Below are 22,354 nucleotides of genomic sequence, written 5' to 3'. Positions count from 1 at the left end.
GCCCCGGGTCGAACGCGGCCCTTTCCCGGAGGCGGGTCAGGGCCGTCACCCCTGGAAGATAGAAACTCCGCAGGTCACGGCACATCGGACGTAAGGCATGCCCCACCCCCTACTTTCGTCGGGGGAGGGCGCCGGACCTCCGGATGACACCATCGATCAAACCGGTTTCGCGCGCCGGAATCAGGAGTGGAGGTAGGCGCTTTCCCGGTAGGGCTAGCACTACCGTCGCGGTGGACGGCTCCCCACCCTTACTTTCGTCAGGCGCCTCACCTGGCCTTCGGGGGTCTCCCGTACCGTCCGGCAGCGGATAACGTCGGCGGGCGTGAGGTACCTTCGCCAGCTCCGCCGCGCGAACCGCCGCCAGGTGGTCTACGACCTGCTGTTGTGGATCGGGCTCTGCGTGTTCATCGCCGCGATGGGGGCCGACCCGTTCCGCGACCCCGCCGGGTTCGCCCTGATGACCCTGCCCCGCTGGGGCCTGGCCACGGCGGCGGTGCTGGTCGGCCGCCGCTGGCCGCTGGCCGCGCTGATGTTGCTGCTGCCGCTCGGGCCGTGGAAGTTCAGCGAGGGGTTCGCGACGGTGGACCTGACGTGGCTGCTGCCCCGGCACGACGTCAAGATCCTCCCGCTGCTGCCCACGTCGCCGTTCATCATCTGGTACGCGTACCTGACCGGCCGCCGGGCGACCCGTACGGCGCCCGCGCTCATGGCGTTCTGCCTGATCACGCTGGTCGGCGTGGCCGTGGTCGTGGTGATGGGCGGCGACCTCGCGCTGTGGGTGTCGATGGTCACCGCGCTGATCGGCACCTACCTGGTCCCCTACCTGCTCGGCGTGCTGCGCGGCAGGCTGCTGCACCAGCGGGCGCAGACCAGGCTGTCGGTCGAGGCACAGGCGAGGCTCCGGGAGCGGGCGCGGATCGCGCGGGACATGCACGACTCGCTCGGCCACGACCTGGCGCTGATCGCGGTCAGGGCGGGCGGGCTTGAGCTGGCTCCCGGGCTGGCGCCCGCCCAGGTCAAGGCGGCCGGTGAGCTGCGCGAGGCGGCGTCCGACGCCACCGAGCGGCTCAGGCAGATCATCGGGCTGCTCCGGGACGACGCCGAGGCGGCGCCCCTGGCGCCCCTGGAGAAGCCGGCGGAGGAGCCGGTGGAGGAGCTGGTGCCCGACCTGGTCCGCAGGGCGGCGGCCTCCGGCATGGCGATCACCCTCGACCTGGCCGGCGGCCCGATGCCGGAGCTGGCCGCCGCCGTGGTGCAGGAGGGGCTCACCAACGCGGCCAAGCACGCGCCGGGCGCCGAGGTCGCGGTGTCGGTCTCGCCGCATCTCGTACGCGTGCGCAACGGGCCGCCGCGCAGCAGGCCCACGGCCCGCAGGGGCGGGCTGGGGCTGACGAGCCTGCGCGAGCGCGTACGGGCGGAAGGCGGCACGCTGACCGCGCGGCCCCTGGGCGGCGGCTTCGAGCTCGCCGTCACCCTCCCCCGCGAGGGGGAGGAGGATCCCCGAGGCTCGGGAGGAGCCAGGGAGCTCGCCGCGCCACGCTCGGAGCATGACCGAAGCACCTAGGCCCGGCATCGGCCGCGTCACCGCCGCGATCGTGGCGGTCGCCGCCATGCTGCCCTATCTCACGCTGAAGATCCTCTGGCTGGCCGGCCACTACGTCGGCGTCGGCGCCCCCGATCTGATGGCGGACCCGGCGATGGTCGGGATGAACGCGATGACGTTCGGCATGGACGCCGTCGGCCTGGTGCTGGCGCTGGCCTTCACCATGCGCTGGGGGCTGCGCCTGCCGGCCTGGCTGGTGCTGCTGCCGCTGTGGGTCGGGTCTGGCCTGCTGTCGGTGGTGATCGTCAGCGCGCCGGTGGTGCTGGTCGCGTCCGGGCTGGACGCGCTCGACGGCGGCCCCATCGAGCCGTGGGTGTACGCGATGGTCTACGGCGGGTTCATCGGGCAGGGCGTGGGGCTGATGGCCGCGTTCGCGCTCTATGCCCGCGACCGCTGGCCTGCTGTCTTCACCACCCGGCTCTCGCACCCCTTCCCCAGCCTCACCAGGCCGTTGCAGCGGGTGATCGCGTGGGCCGCGCTGCCGGTGGCGGTGCTGCTCGGCGGCGTCATGCTGACGCGGGTGATCGGGGCGCAGCCGTACCTCGCGGTGCAGAACCTGCTGCGCGGGACGCTGGCGATCGCGGGGGCGCTCGCGCTGGTGGCGCTCGTGCGCGGGCGGGGGCCCGGACGTGGGCCCGGACGGGGAGCCGGACGGGGGCGCGGCCCGTTCTGGCGTCCTGCGGTGCTGGTCTGGCTGGGCTCGGGCACGCTGTTCGCCTGGGGGCTCTACACGATGGTGGTCGCGGCGGCGGCCGGGCCGCTCAGCGCGGCGGAGGGCGGCGTGGAGGAGTTCGTGGCGCTGTTCGGCATGCTGACCGGGCTGGTCATGGGCCTGTGCGCGGCGTTTCTGCTGGTCGAACGGTCAAGTGTGGGCTCAGGTGTGGGCGACGTGCAGGCGGTGCAGCAGCCGCTTGAAGGCGATGATCGAGAACGTGATCGCGGTGCCGCTGATCAGCGCCACCGCTGACGTGCGCAGCAGCATGAACCCGGCGAGCGTGCCGGCCAGCGACTCGTAGACGGCGAGGAAGATGCTCAACGTCGAGTTCATCAGCAGCACGAACGCCCACAGCAGGGTGATCCTGGCGAAGAACCTTCGCACGCGCTCGTGCTTGAGCACCGCCGATGGCAGGTGGATGTAGTCGAGCGTCAGCTTCTCCACCAGCGGCTTGTTGAGCCGCACGGAGGCGAGGAAGGCGATGCTGATGCAGATCGTGCCCATCTCGGGCTGGATGAAGAACCACATCCAGGTGCCGGTCCAGAACGCCACGATCGCGCGTACGGTGATCGCGAACGCGGCCAGGAACATCGTCGCGGGCACCTTGATCCGCCTGATCAGCCGCCAGATCACCCCCAGGTAGACCCAGGCGACGGTCAGGGCGAGCGCCCACCTGAAGTCGAGGACCACCATGGCCAGGTAGAACACGGCGAGGGGCGCCACGACGGCCTCGAGCAGCCGGGGAGCCGCCTGCCGGGCGAGCGCGGTGAGGCGTGGAAGGGTGACCGGTGGATGGTTCAAGGCTGCTCCGCAGATAGGCCGACGATCAGCGACTACCCGGGCTTCGGGGGACCAGGCTTTCCCGATGGATCGCTCGCTGTCACCAGAGCGTCATCGGCCGCCGTCCCCGGGAAGCACGCCGGTGGCTTACCGTACCTGAGGAGTGGTGGTGCGACTGCCTCTTTTGACGCGTTCGATCTGTCTCCACGAAAACAGCCGCGCCTTGAGCCGGGCTTTCAGCCGAGTGACGCGGTGGCCAGCTTCGCCCCGAATCCCAGGAAGACGACCCCGACGCCCGAGGCCAGGCCCGCGCCGAGCCGCCTGCGGCGGCGGAACTGCGCGGCCAGGAACGTGCCGCCGAAGATCAGCGCGGTCAGGTAGAGGAAGCTGAAGAGCTGGATGACCGCGCCGAGGATGACGAACGTCAGCGCCGGGCTGGCGTAGCCGGGGTCCACGAACTGCACGAAGAACGAGACGAAGAACAGGATCGCCTTCGGGTTGAGCAGGCTGATCGTCAGCGCCTTGCGGAACGGGCGGCTCTCGGCCCTGGCCGGCGCGGTGACGGGCTGCTCCGACACCTCGGGGGCGGCGCGCCACGACTTCCACGCGCCGCGGATCATCTGCAGGCCGATCCAGGCGAGGTAGAGGGCGCCCGCGTACTTGACGACGGCGAACAGCGCCGGGTGGGAGCGCAGCAGCGAGGCGGCGCCGGCGGCGCTGAGGAACATCAGCACGGTGTCGCCCGCGAAGACGCCGCACGCGGCCCGGTAGCCCGCCCGTACGCCGTGCGTGGCCGCGTGGCTGAGCACGAACAGGGAGTTGGGCCCGGGCAACAGGATGATCAGGAAGGCGCCGATGGCGTAGGCCCAGAAATCCGTGATGCCGAAGAACATGCTGCTTGCTCCTGGGGACGAACCGCTGACATCACACGATATCCGGCGGTCCGATGACTTTCCCGCCCCGCCCGGGTCCATCCATGTGACGGAAGGGAGCACGACATGGACTTCGGAATCGGCCTGCCCATCACGGGACCTGAGGCGAGCCCTGAGCGGATCGCCGACGTCGCGCAGCGTGCCGAGCGCGCGGGACTCGGCGCGGTGTGGGCGTACGAGCGGCTGCTGCGGCCGGCGGAGCCGTACATGCTGGGGCTGAACCAGGTGGTGCCGCTGCCCGAGGAGAGCGCCATCGTGTACGACCCCCTGGAGACGCTCGCCTACCTCGCGGCCACCACCAGCACGATCCGCCTGGGCACCAGCGTCATCGACGCCCTCTACCACCCGCCGGTGGTGCTGGCCAAGCGCCTCGCGACGCTCGACCGGCTGAGCGGCGGCCGCCTGTGGATCGGCCTCGGCCAGGGCTGGATGGCGCAGGAATTCGAGGCGGCGGGAGTGCCCGTCTCGCGGCGCGGGGCCGGGTTCGCCGAGCACGTGGCGGCCATGCGCGCGTGCTGGGGCCCCGACCCGGTGAGCTTCTCCGGCCGCTTCTACACGATCCCCGAGTCGCAGGTCGGGCCGAAGCCGGCCGGGCTGACCCTGCTCGCGGGGGCGGCGGCACCGGCGGCGGTCGAGCGGGCGGCCGCGCTCGGGATGGGGCTGAGCGCCGTGGTGTTCGACTGGGACGCGCTGGGCCAGTGCGTGGAGACGTACCGGAAGGCCGGCGGGGCGGGGCCGTTCGTCATCCAGGTGAACGGCGTGATCGGCGACCGGCCGCTGGACGAGCGCATGCCGCTGACCGGCTCGGCCGAGCAGGTGGCCGAGGACCTCGCGCGGGCCAGGGAACTGGGCGCCGACCACGTCTACTGGCAGCCGATCGGCTTCGACGCCGACGGCCTGGTGGAGCGCATCGCGGGGCTGGCCGCAGGCTGACGGAATTTGGGCCTTCTCCGCGGCGGTCAACGTCTTCACTCTCAGTTCAGGCGCCGGTCAACCCCGACCCCGAGCGCCCGAGGAGGACGAGGTGAGACACCGATTAGTCATCCTGCTTGCCGCCCTCAGCCTGATCAGCCTGACCGGCATGACAGGCGCGGGGGCCACCGCCGAGCCGCCGCCGAACAAGCAGTATCGGGTGGCGGGCCCGGCGGACGCGCGGCAGCGCAGCGCGGTGGCGGCGACCGGAGCCGCCATCGAGGAGGTGGACCCGGACTCGGTGCTGGTCACGGCGACGGAGTCCGAGGTGTCGGCCATCAGGCGGCTCGGCTATCGGGTGACGGAGGTGCCGCGACCGGCGCCGCCGTCATCGGTGGGCGCTCTGGACTTCCCGCCGGCGGACTCGGCCTACCACAACTACGCCGAGATGACCGCGGAGATCAACGCGCTGGTGGCGGCCCGGCCCGACATCGTCAGCCAGACGACGTACGGCACGTCGTACGAGGGCAGGCCGCTGCGCCTGGTCAAGATCAGCGACAACGTGGGCGCCGACGAGAACGAGCCCGAGGTGCTGTTCACCGCGCACCAGCACGCCCGCGAGCACCTGACGGTCGAGATGGCGCTCTACATCATGCACCTGCTGGCCGACAACTACGGCAGCGACGCCCGGATCACGAACCTGGTGAACACCAGGGAGATCTGGATCATGCCAGACCTGAACCCGGACGGCGGCGAGTACGACATCGCCACCGGCTCCTACCGCTCCTGGCGCAAGAACCGGCAGCCGAACTCGGGCTCGTCCGCGGTCGGCACCGACCTGAACCGTAACTGGGCCTACAACTGGGGCTGCTGCGGCGGGTCGTCTGGCTCGGCGGGCAGCGAGACGTACCGGGGCGCGAGCGCGGAGTCGGCGCCCGAGGTCAGGGCGGCGGCCAACTGGGTGCGCGGCCGGGTCGTGGGCGGGGTGCAGCAGATCAAGGCGCACATCGACTGGCACACCTACAGCGAGCTGATCCTCTGGCCGTACGGCTACACCTTCAACGACACGGCGCCCGGCCTGACGCAGGACGACCGCGACGCGCACGCCACGCTGGGGCAGAACATGGCGAGCACGAACGGGTACACGCCTGAGCAGGCCAGCGACCTCTACATCACCGACGGCACGATCGACGACTGGCTGTGGGGCGTCTACAAGATCTTCAGCTTCACGTTCGAGATGTATCCGCGCGGCTCAAGCCCCGGCTTCTACCCGCCGGACGAGCAGATCGTCACGCAGACCACCCGTAACAGGGAGGCGGTGCTGCGCTTCCTGGAGTACGCGGACTGCGTCTACCGCATCATCGGCAAGGAGGCCCAGTACTGCGGCACCGGCACCCCGTCGGAGACCGTCTACATCGACACGTTCGAGACGGCGACCGGCTGGACGGTCAACCCGAACGGCACCGACACGGCCGGCACCGGGCTCTGGGAGCGGGGCGACCCGCAGGCCACCACCTCAAGCGGCGCCAAGCAGCTCGGCACCACGGTGAGCGGCACGAACGACCTGGTGACCGGCCGCCTGGCGGGCTCGTCGGCGGGCGACCACGACATCGACGGCGGCGTCACCTCGATCCAGTCACCGCCGATCACGCTGCCCTCGACGGGCGCGCTGAGCCTGTCCTTCTCGCACTACCTGGCGCACGGCTCGAACTCCTCAAGCGCCGACTACCTGCGCGTCCGCGTGGTGGGCAGTACCACGACGACCGTGCTCAACCAGCCCGGCGCGGCCTCCAACCGCAACGGCGCCTGGGCCACGGCCACGGCGAGCCTGAACGCGCACGCGGGCCAGACCGTCCGCATCCTCATCGACGCCGCCGACGCCTCAGGGGCCTCCCTGGTCGAGGCCGGCATCGACGACGTCAGGATCACCCGGCAGCCGTAGCAGCCGGTCTCTCCTCCGCCGCACGACTGGGCCGCACGGTCGGCTGACTCGTGCGGCGGAGTCGTGTTTGGGTCTTGTAAGCCTCGGGTGTCAGAGCTACGATCGCGGCAATCCTTAGGAAAGTTTCCTAAAAGTAATCTTCGTCCGGACAAGACCTGACAACCGCAGCAAGGTTACTCGCGCAGACACCCCCCAGGCCCGTGTTCACCTCCGCGGGCCGTGCCGTACGGCTTGCGTTCTCACCCCCCTGCGCAAGCCGTACGGCACGCAGAACCAGAAGGAAAGACCCGTGAGATTACGCGCGATCCTCCTGACGCTGGCCACCGCCGCACTCGGCCTCTCCGTGCTCCCCGCCGCGCCCGCGCACGCCGCGGGCCCCACCGCGACGTTCGTCAAGGTGTCGGACTGGGGCTCGGGCTTCGAGGGCAAGGTGACCGTCACCAACGACAGCACCACCGCCATGCCGAGCTGGAACGTGCAGTTCGACCTGCCGTCCGGCTTCAGCATCCCGTCCGCCTGGGACGCCGTCATGACCAGGAGCGGGCAGCACTACACCTTCACCCCGCCGAGCTGGGCGGGCCCGCTCGCCCCCGGGGCCGGCGTGAGCTTCGGCTTCAACGGCAACCCCGGCAACTTCCCCGGCATCACCGGCTGCACGCTCAACGGCGCCTCCTGCGGCGGCGGCACCACGAACCCCGGCGTCCCCGGCGCCCCGGGAACGGTCAACGCCACCGCCACGGCGAGCGCCATCACCCTGACCTGGGGCGCGTCCAGCGGCACGGTCACCGGCTACCGCGTCTACGAGGGCGGCACCGTCAAGGCCACGGCCACCGGCACCACGGCCACCATCGGCGGGCTCGGCACCTGCCAGACGCACACCTACACCGTCAAGGCGTACAACGCGCAGGGCGAGTCGCAGGGACGTGACGTCACCGCCACCACCAGCGGCTGCACCGGCGGCGGAGGCACGCTGCCCAAGCACTTCCTCACCGGCTACTGGCACAACTTCGTCAACCCCGCCGTCGAGCTCAAGCTCGGAGCCGTCCCCAGCGAGTACGACCTGATCGCCGTCGCCTTCGGCGAGGCCACCTCCACTCCAGGCCAGGTCACCTTCGCCGTGGACGGCGGCCTGGCCGCCGCGGTCGGCGGCTACACCGACGCCCAGTTCAAGGCCGACGTGCAGGCCCTGCACCAGCGCGGCAAGAAGGTCATCCTGTCGGTCGGCGGCGAGGCCGGCCGGGTGCAGGTGGCGGACTCGGCGGCCGCGACCCGCTTCGCCGACTCCGTCCACGCGATCATGCAGAGCTACGGTTTCGACGGCGTGGACATCGACCTGGAGAACGGACTCAACGCCACCTACATGGCCCAGGCGCTCAGATCGCTGCGCGCCAAGGCCGACGCCGACCTCATCATCACGATGGCCCCGCAGACCATCGACATGCAGACGACCGGGATGGAGTACTTCAAGCTCGCCCTGTCGATCAAGGACATCCTCACGGTCGTCCACACCCAGTTCTACAACTCGGGCTCCATGCTCGGCTGCGACCAGGCGCAGGCGTACGCGCAGGGCTCGGTCAACTTCATGACCGCCCTGGCCTGCATCCAGCTGGAGAACGGCCTGCGCCCCGACCAGGTGGCGCTGGGCCTGCCGGCCGGGCCCGGCGCGGCGGGCGGCGGCGTCGTCGCGCCCGCCCTCGTCAACCAGGCGCTCGACTGCCTGGCCAAGCGCAGCAACTGCGGCTCCTTCGTGCCGCCGCGCGCCTACCCCGACATCCGCGGCGCGATGACCTGGTCCATCAACTGGGACGCGAGCAACAACTGGCAGTTCTCCAAGACCGTCAAGCCCCACCTCCAGGGAATGCCATGACCTTTCGCAGCAGACTCACCGCCCTGGCGACCGGCCTCGCCCTCGTGCTGACCGGCGCCGGGCTCGCCACCCCCGCACAGGCCACGACTCAGCAGATCAGGGTGCTCGCCGCCGCCTGGGCGCCGTGGACCTCGTACGCGACCGGCGCCGTCGTCACCTACCAGGGCGTCGACTACGTGTGCCTCCAGGCGCACACCTCGCAGCCCGGCTGGGAGCCGCCGAACGTGCCCGCGCTGTGGAAGCGCGGCTCGGGCGGCGGCGGCAGCGACACCTCGGCCCCGTCGGCGCCCGGCAACCTCCGCTCGACCGGCGTCACCTCCAGCAGCGTCTCCCTGGCATGGAACGCCTCCACCGACAACGTCGGCGTCACCGGCTACAACGTCTACCGGGGCGGCACCCTGGTCACGACGGTGTCCGGCACGTCGTACACCGACACCGGCCGCGCCGCCAACACCGGCTACACCTACACCGTCCGCGCCCGCGACGCCGCCGGCAACCTGTCGGGGGCCAGCAACTCCGTGACGGCCACCACCTCCGGCGGCGGCTCCGACCCCGGACCCAACCCGGCGAAGATGGCCGGCGCCCCCTACCTCTACATGGGTTGGGGCAGCCCGCCGAACCCCGGCACGGTGATGGACGCGACCGGCGTGAAGTCGTTCACGATGGCGTTCATCCTGTCGAGCGGCGGCTGCACCCCCGCCTGGGACGGCAACAGGCCGCTCACCGGCGGCGCCGACCAGCAGGCGATCAACACGATCAAGTCGAAGGGCGGCAACGTCCAGATCTCCTTCGGCGGCTGGCAGGGCAACAAGCTCGGCCCCAACTGCTCCTCGCCGCAGGCGTACGCCAACGCAGTGCAGCAGGTCATCAACGCCGTCGGCCCGGCCGTCGTGGACTTCGACATCGAGAACACCGACGAGTTCGCCAACTACACCGTCCAGGACCGCATCCTGAACGCCCTCAAGATCGTCAAGCAGAACAACCCGAACGTCAAGATCGTCGTGACGTTCGGCACCGAGCGGACCGGCCCGAACAACCACGGCGTCCGGCTCATCAACCAGGCCAAGGCGCTCGGCGTGCCGATCGACAACTTCACGATCATGCCGTTCGACTTCGGCAGCTCCAACATCTACCAGGACACCGTCAACGCCTCCGAGGGCCTGAAGAACGCGCTCAAGAACGCCTACGGCTGGACCGACGCGCAGGCGTACGCCCACATGGGCATCTCCGGCATGAACGGCGTGTCCGACCAGCAGGAGATGACCACCACCGGCACCTGGACCCAGATCCGTGACTGGGCCAGGTCGAAGGGCCTGACCAGGCTCGCCTACTGGGCGGTCAACCGCGACCGCGGCTGCCCCGGCGGCGGCGTGGTCGCGCACTGCAGCGGCATCGCGCAGGCCGACTGGGACTTCACCAGGATCACCGCCGGCTTCTGACCAGCGACGGCCCGCCCCTGCGCGAGGGGCGGGCCGCCTCCGAGTCACCGACCGGCCCGTCCCCCCTCCGCCTCGGGGGCGGACCGCAGTGAGGACAGCATGAGATTCCGAGCACCGGCGGTCCTGCTGGCCGCCGCACTCGTCGCACTCCCCGCCACCCCCGCACACGCCGCCGACATCGCCCGCAACCCGGGCTTCGAGTCCGGCCTGACCGGCTGGACCTGCTCGGGCGCCGAGACCGTCACCGCACCCGTGCACGGCGGCGCCCGCGCGTTGCGCGCCACCCCGCAGGGCAACGACCTGGCCCGCTGTGAGCAGGCCGTCACCGTCCTGCCGAACACCGTCTACGAGCTGTCGGCCTGGGTGCAGGGCGCGTACGTCTTCCTCGGCGCGACCGGCTCCGGCGTCAGCGCCAGCACGTGGGCCTCGCCCGGCGCCGCCTGGTCCCAGCTCAGGACCTCCTTCACCACCGGCCCCGCCACCACGTCCGTCACCGTGTACGTCAACGGCTGGTACGGCCAGGGCCCCTACCTCGCCGACGACGTCCAGCTGGACGGCCCGGGCGGCGGCCCCGAGGACACCCAGGCCCCTGCCGTCCCAGGGAACGTCACCGTCGGCCACGCGACCGCGAGCAGCCTCGACGTGACCTGGTCGCCCTCATCGGACGACGTCGGCGTGACGAAATACGAGGTCTCCAGGAACGGCGTCGCCCCCACCCCCGTCACCGGCACCTCATACACGGCGACCGGCCTGACTCCGCGGACGTCGTACGCCTTCCGGGTCAGGGCCTGCGACGCGGCGGGCAACTGCTCGCCGTACTCGACGCAGGTCACCGGCACCACGGCGGAGGGCGGCGGCGACACCAGCCTGCCCGAGCGCGTCATGGTCGGCTACCTGCACGCGTCGTTCGCCAACGGCTCCGGCTACATCCGCATGAGCGACGTACCGGACGAGTGGGACGTCATCCACCTCGCCTTCGGCGAGCCCACCTCCGTCACCTCCGGCGACATCCGCTTCACCCGCTGCCCCGCCGCCGAATGCCCAGGCGTCGAGTCCGAGTCCGACTTCATCGCCGCCATCAGGGCCAAGCAGGCGCAGGGCAAGAAGGTGCTGATCTCGATCGGCGGCCAGAACGGCCAGGTGCAGCTCACCACGGCGGCGGCCCGCGACGCGTTCGTCAGCTCCGTCTCCGCCATCATCGACCGCTACGGCCTCGACGGCCTGGACATCGACTTCGAGGGCCACTCCCTCTACCTCGACCCCGGCGACACCGACCTCGCCCGCCCGACCACCCCGGTCGTCGTCAACCTCATCGCGGCGCTCAAGACGCTCAGGAGCCGCTACGGGGACGACTTCACGCTCACCATGGCCCCCGAGACGTTCTTCGTCCAGCTCGGCCACCAGTTCTACGGCCCGGGCCAGAACGGCGCCGACCCCAGGAGCGCGTCCTACCTGCCCGTCATCCACGCCCTGCGCGACGACCTGACCCTGCTCCACGTGCAGGACTACAACTCGGGCCCGATCATGGGGCTCGACGGCCAGTACCACACGATGGGCGGGCACGACTTCCACGTCGCCATGACCGACATGCTGCTCGCCGGCTTCCCGATCGCGGGGAACCCGGCCAACATGTTCCCGCCGCTGCGCCAGGACCAGGTGGCGATCGGGCTGCCCGCCTCGCCCAACGCCGGCAACGGGTTCACCACTGTGGCCGAGGTGCACAAGGCGTTCGACTGCCTGGCCAAGGGCACCGGCTGCGGGTCGTACCGGCCGCGCGGCGTCTATCCCGGCCTGCGCGGGCTGATGGCCTGGTCGATCAACTGGGACGTCTTCAACGGCAAGGAGTTCTCCCGGAGCCACCGGGCCCACCTCGACGGGCTCACCGCACCCTGACGAGCTGGGTGGGCTTGATCGGGATGCCGAGACCGGGCGGCCGGTAGGTGGGCAGCGCCTCGCCGTACTCGTGCATCCAGGCGTGGTCCACCATCAGCCGCATCCGCCCGAACGCGGGCCGCGCGCCCGGCTCGGGGAGCCGCCTGGGGGTCGTGTCGCCGGCCAGCCTGGTCACGGCCCCGGCCAGCAGCTCAGGGTCGGGCGGCGTCAGGTCGCAGTGCTCGTCAGGCCCGATCAGCAGGTCCACGTCGGGCGGCAGCGGATAGATCGGCCGGGGGAGCGCGAGCACGCGCGGCGGCGGCGCCATCGGCCACCCGCCGGCCACCGCCTCCAGCAGGACCGCCCGCGACGTCCTGCGCGCGAACAACCCCTCCGCCAGCGCCCAGCTCAGCGCCCCCAAGTCGGCGCGGTCCTCGCCGCACGCGTGCAGGCACAGGTAAGGCACCAGCGGGATCCCCGCGCCGCCCGCCTGCGCCCACCCGCCGCCGCATCCGGTCAGCACCAGCAGGGCCAGCATCGCCCGGTACGCCGTGTCCGCGTGCGGCGTCTCCAGCCGCCCCGGCACGATCACGCACCGGCCGCCCGTCTTCTCCGCCGTCACCCCCAGCTCCCGCGCCGTCTTCACCGCCCGCGACGCCGCCACCCCCGTGTACGCCTCCTGCCATCCCGGCGTGTACGGCTCGGCCCGGTCCTCGTACCCGCCCGGCCACACTCCCGGCAGCCCGGGGCGCGGCACCCCGTACACGGCGAGCAGCAGGTCGAACACCGTCGTCACCGGCTCACCGCCGTCCGACACCACCGGCACGCCACGCCGCAGCACCCCCGTGCCGTCGTCGAAGCGCGGCAGCAGCACCTCCGCCGCCTGACCGCCGTACACGCTCAGCCGGTCGCACACCTCACCCGTCAGCCCGCCCGGCACGTACGCGCCCTCCCGCCGCCGCAACCACACCAGGGACGGCAGGTCCGTGCGCTCCATCGCGTGCCCGGCGAACGGCGTGCGGTCCAGGTAGAACTCCTTGAGCAGCACGTGCCCCATGGCCATCGCCAGCGCGCCGTCCGTGCCCGGCCGCACCACCAGCGTCTCGTCCGACAGCCGGGTCGGGTGGGTGCCGATCGCCACCACCTTCTGGCCCTTGTACCGCCCGGCGATCACCCAGGGCGTGTCCGCCGTGCGTACCAGCCGGTTGTTCTCGCCCCACAGCAGCACGTACGCCTGCCGGGCCCAGTCGTCGGCCCCCGGCCCGGAGAACCGGGGGCCGAGCACCTGTTCGGGCGCGCATGGATGCTCGGTCAGCACCGCCCCGCCGAGGTCGCCCACCAGCCGCGACAGCGGCGAGGTCGCCAGCGCCGCCACCCGCTCGGCGCCGTGCCGCGCCGCGGTGTCCACGATCGCGGCGCCGGCCAGCTCCGCCGCCGTCGCGTCGTCGAGCGGCACCCGCCGCTCACCTCGCATGCGGTGGTAGAGCTGTGAGTTTCCTGTGAGTTTCGCCCAGGCCGCGACCGGGTCGCGCTCCCCGTCCCGTACCTCGAAATACAGCCTGACCAGTGCCTGGTTGACCTGCGATCCCCCCATGGAAAAAGTTCAACACAGACCGTGATGTCGTATCGGGATACGTGTCGGCATGTCGGGGATAAGAATTGGCAGCACTCGACCCGGCCGAGTGGCAGCGGGTCCCGGCTTACGGCAGGCTAGACGCGCCATGGATTACGCAGCTCTCACGGGGATCGTCCTCGTCGCCGGTGTCGTGCTCGCCATCGTCGCGCAACGTCGTGACTGGCGCCCCCCTCTCTGGGTCGCCCTCACGGTCGGCATCGCCGTGCGCGTGCTCATCATGTACGTCGCGGCCATCGGCACCTGGCAACCCGTCGACTTCGTCAACAGCTTCAAGCCCGCGGGCGAGGCCGTGCTGCGCGGCGAGGACCCGGTGCTGGCCAGCAACGGCGGCTGGCACTTCCTGCCGACCATCCCCTACGTCTACGGCATCCTGCTGTGGCTCGGCATCCCATGGGAATACGCCGGCCGGCTGGTCACCGTGGTCGCCGACATCGTGCTCATCCCGCTGGTCGGCAAGCTCGCCGGCGGCCCGAGGGCGTCGCTGCGCGCCTTCCAGTACGCGCTCAACCCGCTCGCCCTGCTCGTCGCCTCCGTGCACGGCCAGGTCGAGCCGGTCGCGCTGGTGTTCGGCGTGGCCGCGTTCGTGGTGGCCCGCGGTCCGGGCGACCCCCACAGGCCCGGCATGGTCACCGACGTCGCCGCCAGGGTGCGCCAGGGCATCGCGGCCTACGGCGTACGCGGCTCCATCCCGCGCGTGATCGGCCGCCGCGGCATGCTGCACCGCGCGCTGCTCCCCGGCCCCGACGACCGCGCCCACCTGCGCCGCGGCGCCCTGGCCGGGCTGCTCATGGGCCTCGCGCTGTGCGCCAAGAGCTGGCCGATCTGGCTGATCCCCGGCATGCTGCTGCTCCTGCCCAACCTGCGCGCCCGCGTGATGGGGCTGTTCACCACCGGGCTCGTGCCGGTCTTCTTCCTGGTGACGCTGCCGATCTTCGCCGGCACGTCGCTCAACCAGATTCCGGCCGTCATCGACACCATCCGCGACATCCGGCCCATCGTCGGCGAGTGGGGCTGGACCCCGTGGTTCACCGGCGGCAGCTGGGACCTGCGGCCCGAGCTGGCCTCGTTCGGCACCAACCTCATCTACGTCAGCGTGATCGCCGTCATCCTGTGGTGGCGGCGGGCCGACCCGATCGACATGACGACGGCCATCCTGATCGTCTTCATGATCATGACGCCCCGGCTCGGCGCCCAATACCTGCTGTGGTTCATGCCGTTCCTGGTCGCGCGGCCCACCAGGTTCGCCTGGGCGGCCATCCTCACCACGTCGTTCTGGTCGGCCTACGGTTACCTGGTCATGACCCAGTTCGGCCCGCAGGGGTGGTGGCTGCAGCACACCTACTGGTCGCGGGCCTCCATCCTGATCCTGCCGATCCTCGCGCTGGCCCTGCCCTGGAACCGCCGCGTCGCGGAGGTCCCAGGGCTCGCCTCCTCGGGGTCGCCCAAGTCGTCGCGGATCACGTCACCGGCATAGGCGCTCCCACAACGTGATCCACTGACCGGGACGCACGTGGCCCACGACGGTGTCGCGGGCCACCCCGGCCGCCGCCAGCGCGGCGTCCACCCCGGCATAGCGCGTCCTCAGCGAGGCCCGCACCGAGCCGCCCACCCCGCCGAAGCCCAGCTCGACCAGCTCCTCGTACGAGCGGCGGCCCGACACCAGCGGGTCCGGTCTGCGTTCGACGCGCAGGATCGCCGAGTCGACCGACGGCACCGGGCGGAAGCTCTCCCTGCCGACCGCGTCACCCAGCCGCCAGTCGAACCACGGCCACGACAGCACCGTGACCAGGCTCCACCGGCCGTAGTCGCCGGAGCGTTTGCGGGCGTACTCCCGCTGGGTGAGCAGCGTCGCCGAGGTCAGGCCGGGCGCCCGCAGGCACCAGTCCACGATCCGCGAGGTCGACGCGTACGGGATGTTCCCCACGACCGCGAACGGCTCGCGCGGCGCCCGCGCCCGCGCGAAGTCGCCCCTGACCACCTGGATGCGCTGATCGCTGCGCGTCCGCGCGGCCAGCAGCCCGGCCAGCCGCGGGTCGAGCTCGTAGCCGATCACCCGCGCGCCCGCCTCCGCCAGCGCGAACGTCAGCGCCCCCGTGCCAGGGCCCGGCTCCAGCACCAGGCCGTCCGGGGCGGCGGCCTTGACCATCAGGTGCACGGCATGCCGGTCGACGAGGAAGTTCTGCGACAGCGTGCGCCGCGCCCGATCCGTGGGCGTGCGGCCGCCACCGGCGTTCCTGATCTTCTTCTGAGTGTGTGAATGATTTCCGTGCGCGAAGTTCTGCGCCACAGCACTGCCCTTCCTGGGCCTCGAGATGAACAGGTCTCTCGAAGGGCCCCGGGCGCGCCTGCGGACGCGTCAGCCTCAGGTCAGCTCATCGCATCCGCCGGCGGGCCAGAGCCCGGCCGCGGCGGATGCGGATGAAGAACGGACAGCAGAACATGCTCGACATGGCGGTCACTGTAGGTCGCGGCCGATCGGGCGGGCAAAGCATTAAACGCCTCGCGCGCCGCCCCCGTCGTTGGGCAGTCTGGAGTGATGCAGGCGACGATCACGGTCACTCCGGCACAGCTCCCCGAGCTGCTGCTGCACGTCGCCGTGGTCCGGCCCGTCTTCCTGTGGGGCGCCCCCGGCATCGGCAAGAGCTCCCTCGTACGCGCGTTCGCCGACTCGCTCGGCCTCGACTGCGTCACGCTGCTCGGCACCCAGCTCGCCCCCGAAGACCTCATCGGCGTGCCCGAGCTGGTCGGCGGGCGCAGCAGGTTCGCGCCGCCCGAGTCGATCGCGCGGGCCGAGCCCTACTGCCTGTTCCTCGACGAGCTCAACGCCTCAGCCCCCGAGGTGCAGAAGGCGTTCTACTCGCTGATCCTCGACCGCCGCATCGGCGCCTACGAGCTGCCCGAGGGCTCCGTCGTCATCGGCGCCGGCAACCGCGCCACCGACAACGCCCTGGCCAGACCCATGGCGTCCGCGCTCATCAACCGGCTGGTCCACGTCCACCTGCGGGCCTCGTCCGACGACTGGCTGAAGTGGGCCGCCGCCAACGGCATCCACCCCTGGATCATCGACTACCTCGTGCAGCGGCCCGACCACCTGTGGAGCCCGCCGCCCAAGACCGAGGAGCCGTTCTCCTCGCCGCGCGCCTGGCACATGCTCTCCGACGTGCTCGTCTCCTACGGCGACGACGTCTCCGACGACACCCTCGCCACGCTCGCCTTCGGCACGCTCACCAGCGCCCACGCCTCCGCCTTCCGCGCCTACGTCAAGACCGTGCGGCACGCGTACGACCTGGAGGCCGTGCTCAAGGGCGACGCGCCATGGCCGCGCCGGCCCGAGGAGCGCGACCTGCTCTACTTCCTGGCCGAGACCTTCCGCGCCCGCCTCATCAAAGGGCTGCCCGCCGACAAGCGCGGCGCCTCCGGCCGGGGCCGCGACCTCGCGTTCCGCGCCAAGACGCTGCTGGTCGAGCTGGCCGAGATCTCGCTGGAGTGCGCCCAGCTCGTCATCGCCAACGACGCCGACGGCGCGCCCGCGCTGCCCACCTGGTTCCTCGTCGAGGTCGGCAGAGACGTGCCCCGCCTGATGGCCGCCCGCTCATGAGCCGCCGCAAGGCCAAGACCGACCCCTGGCGGGCCGAGGTGCTCAAGGGCTGGCACACCGTCAGCCGGCTGCCGCTGTTCCGCGTCTTCCACAGCACCCTGTACGAGGCCCCCGACGGCCGCCTCACCCCCGACACATGGGCGTACGTCACCGCCGGCGGCGACGTGCACTTCCACCCCAAGCGCCGCGCCCCCGCCGACGAGTGGGCGTGGGTGTTCGCCCACCTGCTGCTCCACCTCGGCTTCGGCCACGCCGACCCGCGCTCCTGCGCGCCGAAGGACGTCGACGACGACCTCCCCGAGCCCGCGTACCACGCCGCCTGCTGCCTGGCCGCCGAACGCTTCCTGCGCACGCTCAAGATCGGCCGCTGCCCCGCGCCGCTGCCCGCCGAGCTGCCACCGCACGACGAGGTGGCGCTGTCGGAGCTGTGGCGCCGCACCAGCGTGCCCGACGCCTACCGCCCGCCGGGCGAGCCCGACTTCCGCATCGGCACCGCCGAGCTGGCCCGCGACCTCGACTTCCCCCGGTCGTTCGCCATCGGCATCGCCGACGCGGCCACGCACGCCCTCGACGTCGCCGGTGAGCCGCGCACCTTCGTCGAAGGGCACGTCAAGGGGCCGTGGGACACCGCGCTGCGCTGGTTCGTGTCGTCGTACCCGCTGCTCGGGGCGCTGGCCGCGGGCATGAAGATCGTCACGGACGCCGAGCTGGCCAGGGAGTGGGACATCTCAATCGCCGCCGTCAGCGCCGAGGCGGGCGAGATCTACATCAACCCGCTCAGCAGGCAGACCGAGCTGGGCTGGCGGTTCGTGCTGGCCCACGAGATGCTGCACGCCGCGCTGCGCCACGGCGAGCGCGCCGGCCTGCGCGAGCCGTACCTGTGGAACGTCGCCTGCGACTACGTCATCAACGGCTGGCTGGTCGAGATGGGCGTCGGCGAGATGCCGGAAGGGCTGCTGTTCGACCAGTCGCTGACCGGCATGTCCGCCGAGGCCGTCTACGACCGCATCGCGACCGACCTGCGCCGCCTGCGCAAGCTCGGCACGCTGCGCGGGCGCGGGCTCGGCGACGTGCTCGACCGCCCGCCCCGCCGCGCCGGCGGCTACGTCGACCTCGACGACTACTACCGCAACGCCCTCGCCACCGGCCTGGCCTACCACCAGTCCAGCGGCCGCGGCCTGCTGCCCGCCGGGCTCGAACAGGAGATCCGCGCGCTCGACCAGCCGCCCCTGCCGTGGGACGCCCGGCTGGCCCGCTGGTTCGACGAGCACTTCCGGCCCGAGGAGCAGCGCCGCACCTACGCCCGCGCCTCCCGCCGCCAGGCCGCCACCCCGCACATCCCGCGCCCCGGCCGGATCAGGCCCGAGGAGACCGTCCGCAAGGCCACGTTCGGGGTGGTGCTCGACACCTCCGGCTCCATGGACGTCAAGCTGCTCGGCAAGGCGCTCGGCGCCATCGCCTCCTACGCCGCCGCCCGCGACGTGCCGCGCGCCCGCGTGGTGTTCTGCGACGCCACCGCCTATGACGCAGGCTACCTGCCCGTCGAGGAGATCGCCTCCAAGGTCAGGGTGCGCGGACGGGGCGGCACCATCCTCCAGCCCGGCGTCCGGCTGCTCGAACGCGCCGGCGACTTCCCGCCCGACGGGCCCATCCTGCTGATCACCGACGGAGAGTGCGACGTGCTGCGGATCCGGCGCGAGCACGCCTTCCTGATCCCGCAGGGGGCCTCGCTGCCCTTCCGGCCGCGCGGGCCCGTCTTCCACCTCAAGTGACGATCAGGCGTACCAGGAAGGACGGCTCCGCGATCACCGACAGCAGCCTGATCATCGCCCGGTACGCCGCGCTGCCCTCCAACTCCTCCTCCCGGCGGGCAACATCGCCGTCGCGTCGCACACCCCGGTGAAGCGGTCGTCGATGTCCCAGCGCCGTGTCCCAGCGCCGTCTGTCCACGTGTCCGATTGTTACAAGCCCGCGGTCTCCCGGTCTCGTTAGCGTCGGAAGCCCACGATGAAAAGGACCACCGCCATGGACGTACTCGACCGCGCCGAGCGCTACCTGCTCCACCACGGACGCCTCATCGACCGGCTACGCTTCCAGGCGCTGTTCAGGGGCGGCCCGCGCGAACCCGTGCTGCACGCGCTGCACGCCTACCAGAACCCCGACGGCGGCTTCGGCCACGCACTCGAACCCGACCTGCGCGGCGCCGGCAGCCAGCCAGAGTCCGTCGAGGTGGCGCTGTGGATCCTCGACGAGCTGGACGCCTTCGGCTCCCCGATGGTGGCCGCCGCCTGCGACTACCTCGCCTCCGTGACCACGCCCGACGGCGGGGTGCCGTGGGTGCTGCCGTCCGTGCGCGAGACGCCGCGCGCCCCCTGGTGGCAGACGGACGACGACCCGCCCGGCGCGCTCGTCCCCACCGCGCCCATCGCGGGGCTGCTGCACAAGCACGGGGTCGCGCATCCGTGGCTGGCCGGGGCGACCGCGTTCTGCTGGTCGCGGCTGGCCGACCTCAAGGAGCCCGGCACGTACGAGGCGATGGCCGCGCTGACCTTTCTGACGTACGTGCCGGACAGGGAACGCGCGCTGGCCGAGTTCGACCGGCTGCGGGACGTCCTGCTCGGCACCGTCACCTACGACCTCGACGCGCCCGGCCACGTCCACCACCCGCTCGACTTCGCGCCCCGGCCGTCGCCGCTGCCCCTCTTCCCCCAGGACATCCTGGACACCCACCTCGACGCGCTGCTCGCCGCGCAGTCCCCGGACGGCGGCTGGGGCCCGAACTGGACGATGTGGACGCCATTGGTGGAGCACGAGTGGGGCGGCTACATCACCGTCCAGCGCCTGCAGACGCTGCACGCGTACGGGAGGCTTGGCGATCTGTCGTAGGGCGGGCGTACGTTGGAGCCATGTACGCCGAACGGCCCCCGGCCTCGGGCCTCACCGGCCGCATCGCCTGCGAATGGCTCCGCACCAGCGACACCTCCGCCTCGCCCTCCCCCGCCTGGGGCGCGCTGGGCTCCGGCTCTTCCGTCACCCCCGAGCAGCGGGGTGGTGGGCGGGTGCTCGTGGTGCCCGACGCCTGTGTCGACCTGATCTGGGGTGACGGCGTGCCGTTCGTGGCGGGGCCTGACACCGGGCCCATGCCGACGTCCATCAGGGCGGGCGAGACCATGGTCGGCGTTCGCTTCAAGCCGGGCGCGGTGGGCGCGTTCTTCGGCGTCCCGCTCGCCGACCTCCTCGACCGCCGCGTCCCCCTGGCCGACCTGCCCGGCGGCCACGCGTTCCTCCGCGAGCTGACCGACGGCCCCGCGAGCACGGCGGGGGAGCGGTTGCACGCCATGCGGGCGGCGGTGCGGCGCCGCCTGCTCGTCCCTCACCTCGGCTACGACGCCGACCAGGGCCTCGACCCCGTCGCTCCCGCCATCGCCACCGCCCTGAGCCAGGGCAGGACGGTCAGCGAGGTCGCCTGGTCACTCGGCTTCAGCGAACGCCAGCTGCAACGCCGCAGCGTCTCCGCGTTCGGCTACGCACCCAAGACGTTACAGCGCATCGTCCGCTTCCAGCACGCGCTGCGCCTGGCCCGCACCGGCCTCCCGCTGGCCCGGGTCGCCGCCACGGCCGGCTACACCGACCAGGCCCACATGGCCAACGACGTACGGCGGCTCAGCGGCGGCCCGATGAGCCACCTCCTCTGACCCGCCTCGCTCGCCCCTGGGCGGGCCGCCCCGCCGGCCGCTTACCGGACACCAGCGCCTGCGCCCATTTCGCACTCGGATCGCTGTCGATGAGCAACGCCCGTGTCAGCAGGCTCAACGGAATCGCGAGAATCGCGCCGAGCGGCCCCAGCACGAAAGTCCACACGATCAGCGAGATGAACGTCATCGTCGTGGAAAGCCCCACGGCGTCACCCAGGAATTTCGGCAGAATGAACGACTGCGTGACGACATTGATGACGCAATAGGCCGCGATGACCAGGAGCATCGTCTGCACCCCGCCGTCCAGCAGCGCGAGCATTGCGGGCGGCAGCAACCCGATCACGAAACCGATGTTCGGAATGTAATTGGCGATCAGCGCCAGCACACCCCAGAGCAACGGCAGCGGCACGTCCAGCAACGACAGCGCGAGCATGTCGAGAATCGCGTTGATCAATCCGAAGACCGTGGAGACGATCAAATACCGCCGCGTCTTGTGCGCGAACGTCGCCAGCGCCGTCACCACGTGCGGCCGATATCCCTCGCCGGCCGTGAGCACCTTGGAGGTGACGGGCGCGTCCAGCGACATCGCCAGCAACAGCACCACGATGAGGAAGAGCGCGGACAGCACCCCGATCAGGCTGCCGAGCAGGATCTGCGCCAGCCCCAGCACCCTGCCGGGGTCGAACGCCTGCAACCCCCTGCTCAGCACGTCGTTGCTGAGCCCGTGCGCCGCGGCCCAGCGCTGTGCGTCGGCCACGAGCTGCTGGAACTGGTCGGTGTACGTGGGCAGCAGTGAGGCGAGCTGGGTGGCCGAGATGGTGATGATGCCGACCATGGCGAGCAGCACGAGGACGACGATGAGGAAGGGGAGCGCGACCTGGAGCCAGATGGGGGCGTGCCGGCGGGCCAGCCAGTTGCGCACCGGGGAGACCGCGATGACCAGCACGAGAGCCAGCACCACGGGGCCGGCGATGGAGGCGACTTCGCGGATGCCGAAGAGCACGATCACTCCGGCGGCCAGGCCGACCAGGATGATCACCGCCCTCGGCACGGATTGATCACGCACGCCCCCGTACCTACCCCTGGGCCGCCTCTGGGAGAGGGACGAACCATCGATTTGACGGTTCCGGGAGGCGTACATAGAGTTCACCAGTCCCACGAGAACGGCGGTGATCGCCGGGCTCACTCGGGGCCACCTCCAAGAGATCACCACTCCGGTGAGACGTGCGCGTCCACTCGGATCGGCTGGTAACTTAGAGGGGTTGTCCCCGAAAGGGGGCGCGGCTTAATTCTTGGAAAGTCGAGCCGGTCCGGTCAATTTGACAGGGACTTGAGCGGCTGAAAAGATTAAGACACAACAGAA

Annotated in this window: 18 protein-coding genes; 12 read left to right on the top strand and 6 right to left on the bottom strand. The window is 71.4% G+C overall.

Features of this window, described 5'->3' with window-relative positions; all coding sequences use genetic code 11:
- The first annotated feature begins 322 nt into the window (after window positions 1-322).
- The gene (locus AB0K28_RS44910) at window positions 323-1,564 is read left to right on the top strand and encodes a histidine kinase (protein ID WP_364382897.1); all 1,242 of its coding nucleotides are present in this window, start codon (window positions 323-325) and stop codon (window positions 1,562-1,564) included.
- Window positions 1,548-2,570 (top strand): hypothetical protein, encoded by a 1,023-nt coding sequence (locus AB0K28_RS44905; protein ID WP_364382894.1) that lies wholly within the window; start codon window positions 1,548-1,550, stop codon window positions 2,568-2,570. Before AB0K28_RS44910 ends, AB0K28_RS44905 begins: the two co-directional genes overlap by 17 nt.
- On the opposite strand, the gene AB0K28_RS44900 is transcribed toward AB0K28_RS44905, so the two are convergent.
- On the bottom strand, window positions 2,478-3,119 hold the full coding sequence (locus AB0K28_RS44900) for a VC0807 family protein (RefSeq protein WP_364382891.1): 642 nt from the start codon (window positions 3,117-3,119) through the stop codon (window positions 2,478-2,480). The genes AB0K28_RS44905 and AB0K28_RS44900 overlap by 93 nt on opposite strands.
- Window positions 3,120-3,334: 215 nt before the next feature.
- Complete coding sequence (gene leuE / locus AB0K28_RS44895; RefSeq protein ID WP_364382888.1) at window positions 3,335-3,991, bottom strand: leucine efflux protein LeuE; 657 nt, start codon at window positions 3,989-3,991, stop codon at window positions 3,335-3,337.
- Between the two features lie 105 nt (window positions 3,992-4,096).
- Between leuE and AB0K28_RS44890 the strand changes: the two genes are divergently transcribed.
- The 5 genes from AB0K28_RS44890 to AB0K28_RS44870 all read left to right on the top strand — a co-directional run bounded on the left by AB0K28_RS44890 (window position 4,097) and on the right by AB0K28_RS44870 (window position 12,083).
- The gene (locus tag AB0K28_RS44890) at window positions 4,097-4,963 is read left to right on the top strand and encodes a TIGR03619 family F420-dependent LLM class oxidoreductase (protein WP_364382885.1); all 867 of its coding nucleotides are present in this window, start codon (window positions 4,097-4,099) and stop codon (window positions 4,961-4,963) included.
- 91 nt (window positions 4,964-5,054) lie between these two features.
- Window positions 5,055-6,884, top strand: a complete 1,830-nt coding sequence (locus tag AB0K28_RS44885; protein WP_364382882.1) for a M14 family zinc carboxypeptidase — start codon at window positions 5,055-5,057, stop codon at window positions 6,882-6,884.
- 289 nt (window positions 6,885-7,173) lie between these two features.
- On the top strand, window positions 7,174-8,751 hold the full coding sequence (locus AB0K28_RS44880; RefSeq protein ID WP_364382879.1) for a cellulose binding domain-containing protein: 1,578 nt from the start codon (window positions 7,174-7,176) through the stop codon (window positions 8,749-8,751).
- Window positions 8,748-10,190: a carbohydrate-binding protein gene (locus AB0K28_RS44875; RefSeq protein ID WP_364382876.1), complete on the top strand. Its 1,443-nt coding sequence runs from the start codon at window positions 8,748-8,750 to the stop codon at window positions 10,188-10,190. Before AB0K28_RS44880 ends, AB0K28_RS44875 begins: the two co-directional genes overlap by 4 nt.
- 99 nt (window positions 10,191-10,289) lie before the next feature.
- Window positions 10,290-12,083, top strand: coding sequence for a glycoside hydrolase family 18 protein (locus AB0K28_RS44870; protein WP_364382873.1), 1,794 nt, complete (start codon window positions 10,290-10,292; stop codon window positions 12,081-12,083).
- Here AB0K28_RS44870 and AB0K28_RS44865 read toward each other — a convergent pair.
- Entirely contained in the window at window positions 12,070-13,656 is a 1,587-nt protein-coding gene (locus AB0K28_RS44865; RefSeq protein ID WP_364382870.1) for a molybdopterin-dependent oxidoreductase, read from the bottom strand. The genes AB0K28_RS44870 and AB0K28_RS44865 overlap by 14 nt on opposite strands.
- 127 nt (window positions 13,657-13,783) lie before the next feature.
- On the opposite strand from AB0K28_RS44865, the gene AB0K28_RS44860 reads away from it, so the two are divergent.
- Window positions 13,784-15,172 carry a hypothetical protein gene (locus tag AB0K28_RS44860; RefSeq protein ID WP_364382867.1) on the top strand — a complete coding sequence of 463 codons (1,389 nt, stop codon included), beginning with the start codon at window positions 13,784-13,786 and terminating at the stop codon, window positions 15,170-15,172.
- Here AB0K28_RS44860 and erm read toward each other — a convergent pair.
- Window positions 15,161-15,985: an ErmE/ErmH/ErmO/ErmR family 23S rRNA (adenine(2058)-N(6))-methyltransferase gene (gene erm / locus AB0K28_RS44855; RefSeq protein WP_345398157.1), complete on the bottom strand. Its 825-nt coding sequence runs from the start codon at window positions 15,983-15,985 to the stop codon at window positions 15,161-15,163. The two genes, AB0K28_RS44860 and erm, sit on opposite strands and share 12 nt — an antisense overlap.
- A 249-nt stretch (window positions 15,986-16,234) precedes the next feature.
- Between erm and AB0K28_RS44850 the strand changes: the two genes are divergently transcribed.
- Entirely contained in the window at window positions 16,235-17,296 is a 1,062-nt protein-coding gene (locus tag AB0K28_RS44850; RefSeq protein WP_345398160.1) for a MoxR family ATPase, read from the top strand.
- Entirely contained in the window at window positions 17,293-19,068 is a 1,776-nt protein-coding gene (locus AB0K28_RS44845; RefSeq protein ID WP_364382863.1) for a hypothetical protein, read from the top strand. The genes AB0K28_RS44850 and AB0K28_RS44845 overlap by 4 nt, the downstream gene beginning before the upstream one ends.
- Here AB0K28_RS44845 and AB0K28_RS44840 read toward each other — a convergent pair.
- Entirely contained in the window at window positions 19,061-19,189 is a 129-nt protein-coding gene (locus AB0K28_RS44840) for a hypothetical protein (protein WP_364382860.1), read from the bottom strand. The two genes, AB0K28_RS44845 and AB0K28_RS44840, sit on opposite strands and share 8 nt — an antisense overlap.
- 132 nt (window positions 19,190-19,321) lie before the next feature.
- On the opposite strand from AB0K28_RS44840, the gene AB0K28_RS44835 reads away from it, so the two are divergent.
- The gene (locus AB0K28_RS44835) at window positions 19,322-20,182 is read left to right on the top strand and encodes a hypothetical protein (protein ID WP_364382857.1); all 861 of its coding nucleotides are present in this window, start codon (window positions 19,322-19,324) and stop codon (window positions 20,180-20,182) included.
- 20 nt (window positions 20,183-20,202) lie between these two features.
- On the top strand, window positions 20,203-20,991 hold the full coding sequence (locus AB0K28_RS44830) for a helix-turn-helix domain-containing protein (protein ID WP_364382854.1): 789 nt from the start codon (window positions 20,203-20,205) through the stop codon (window positions 20,989-20,991).
- Here AB0K28_RS44830 and AB0K28_RS44825 read toward each other — a convergent pair.
- Complete coding sequence (locus tag AB0K28_RS44825; RefSeq protein ID WP_364382851.1) at window positions 20,960-22,057, bottom strand: AI-2E family transporter; 1,098 nt, start codon at window positions 22,055-22,057, stop codon at window positions 20,960-20,962. The two genes, AB0K28_RS44830 and AB0K28_RS44825, sit on opposite strands and share 32 nt — an antisense overlap.
- Window positions 22,058-22,354: the final 297 nt, after the last annotated feature.

The organism is Nonomuraea sp. NPDC049504, assembly GCF_040676845.1.
Classification (GTDB): domain Bacteria; phylum Actinomycetota; class Actinomycetes; order Streptosporangiales; family Streptosporangiaceae; genus Nonomuraea; species Nonomuraea salmonea.
The sequence above is the reverse complement of the archived record's forward strand: the minus strand, read 5'-3'. Positions and strand labels throughout refer to the sequence as shown.

What these genes read in the sequence shown, in the direction of transcription:
- AB0K28_RS44905 (WP_364382894.1), top strand. Translation starts at nt 1,548, where the DNA reads ATGACCGAAGCACCTAGGCCCGGCATCGGCCGCGTCACCGCCGCGATC.
- leuE (WP_364382888.1), bottom strand. Translation starts at nt 3,991, where the DNA reads ATGTTCTTCGGCATCACGGATTTCTGGGCCTACGCCATCGGCGCCTTC.
- AB0K28_RS44890 (WP_364382885.1), top strand. Translation starts at nt 4,097, where the DNA reads ATGGACTTCGGAATCGGCCTGCCCATCACGGGACCTGAGGCGAGCCCT.
- AB0K28_RS44875 (WP_364382876.1), top strand. Translation starts at nt 8,748, where the DNA reads ATGACCTTTCGCAGCAGACTCACCGCCCTGGCGACCGGCCTCGCCCTC.
- AB0K28_RS44870 (WP_364382873.1), top strand. Translation starts at nt 10,290, where the DNA reads ATGAGATTCCGAGCACCGGCGGTCCTGCTGGCCGCCGCACTCGTCGCA.
- AB0K28_RS44865 (WP_364382870.1), bottom strand. Translation starts at nt 13,656, where the DNA reads ATGGGGGGATCGCAGGTCAACCAGGCACTGGTCAGGCTGTATTTCGAG.
- AB0K28_RS44860 (WP_364382867.1), top strand. Translation starts at nt 13,784, where the DNA reads ATGGATTACGCAGCTCTCACGGGGATCGTCCTCGTCGCCGGTGTCGTG.
- AB0K28_RS44850 (WP_345398160.1), top strand. Translation starts at nt 16,235, where the DNA reads ATGCAGGCGACGATCACGGTCACTCCGGCACAGCTCCCCGAGCTGCTG.
- AB0K28_RS44845 (WP_364382863.1), top strand. Translation starts at nt 17,293, where the DNA reads ATGAGCCGCCGCAAGGCCAAGACCGACCCCTGGCGGGCCGAGGTGCTC.
- AB0K28_RS44835 (WP_364382857.1), top strand. Translation starts at nt 19,322, where the DNA reads ATGGACGTACTCGACCGCGCCGAGCGCTACCTGCTCCACCACGGACGC.
- AB0K28_RS44830 (WP_364382854.1), top strand. Translation starts at nt 20,203, where the DNA reads ATGTACGCCGAACGGCCCCCGGCCTCGGGCCTCACCGGCCGCATCGCC.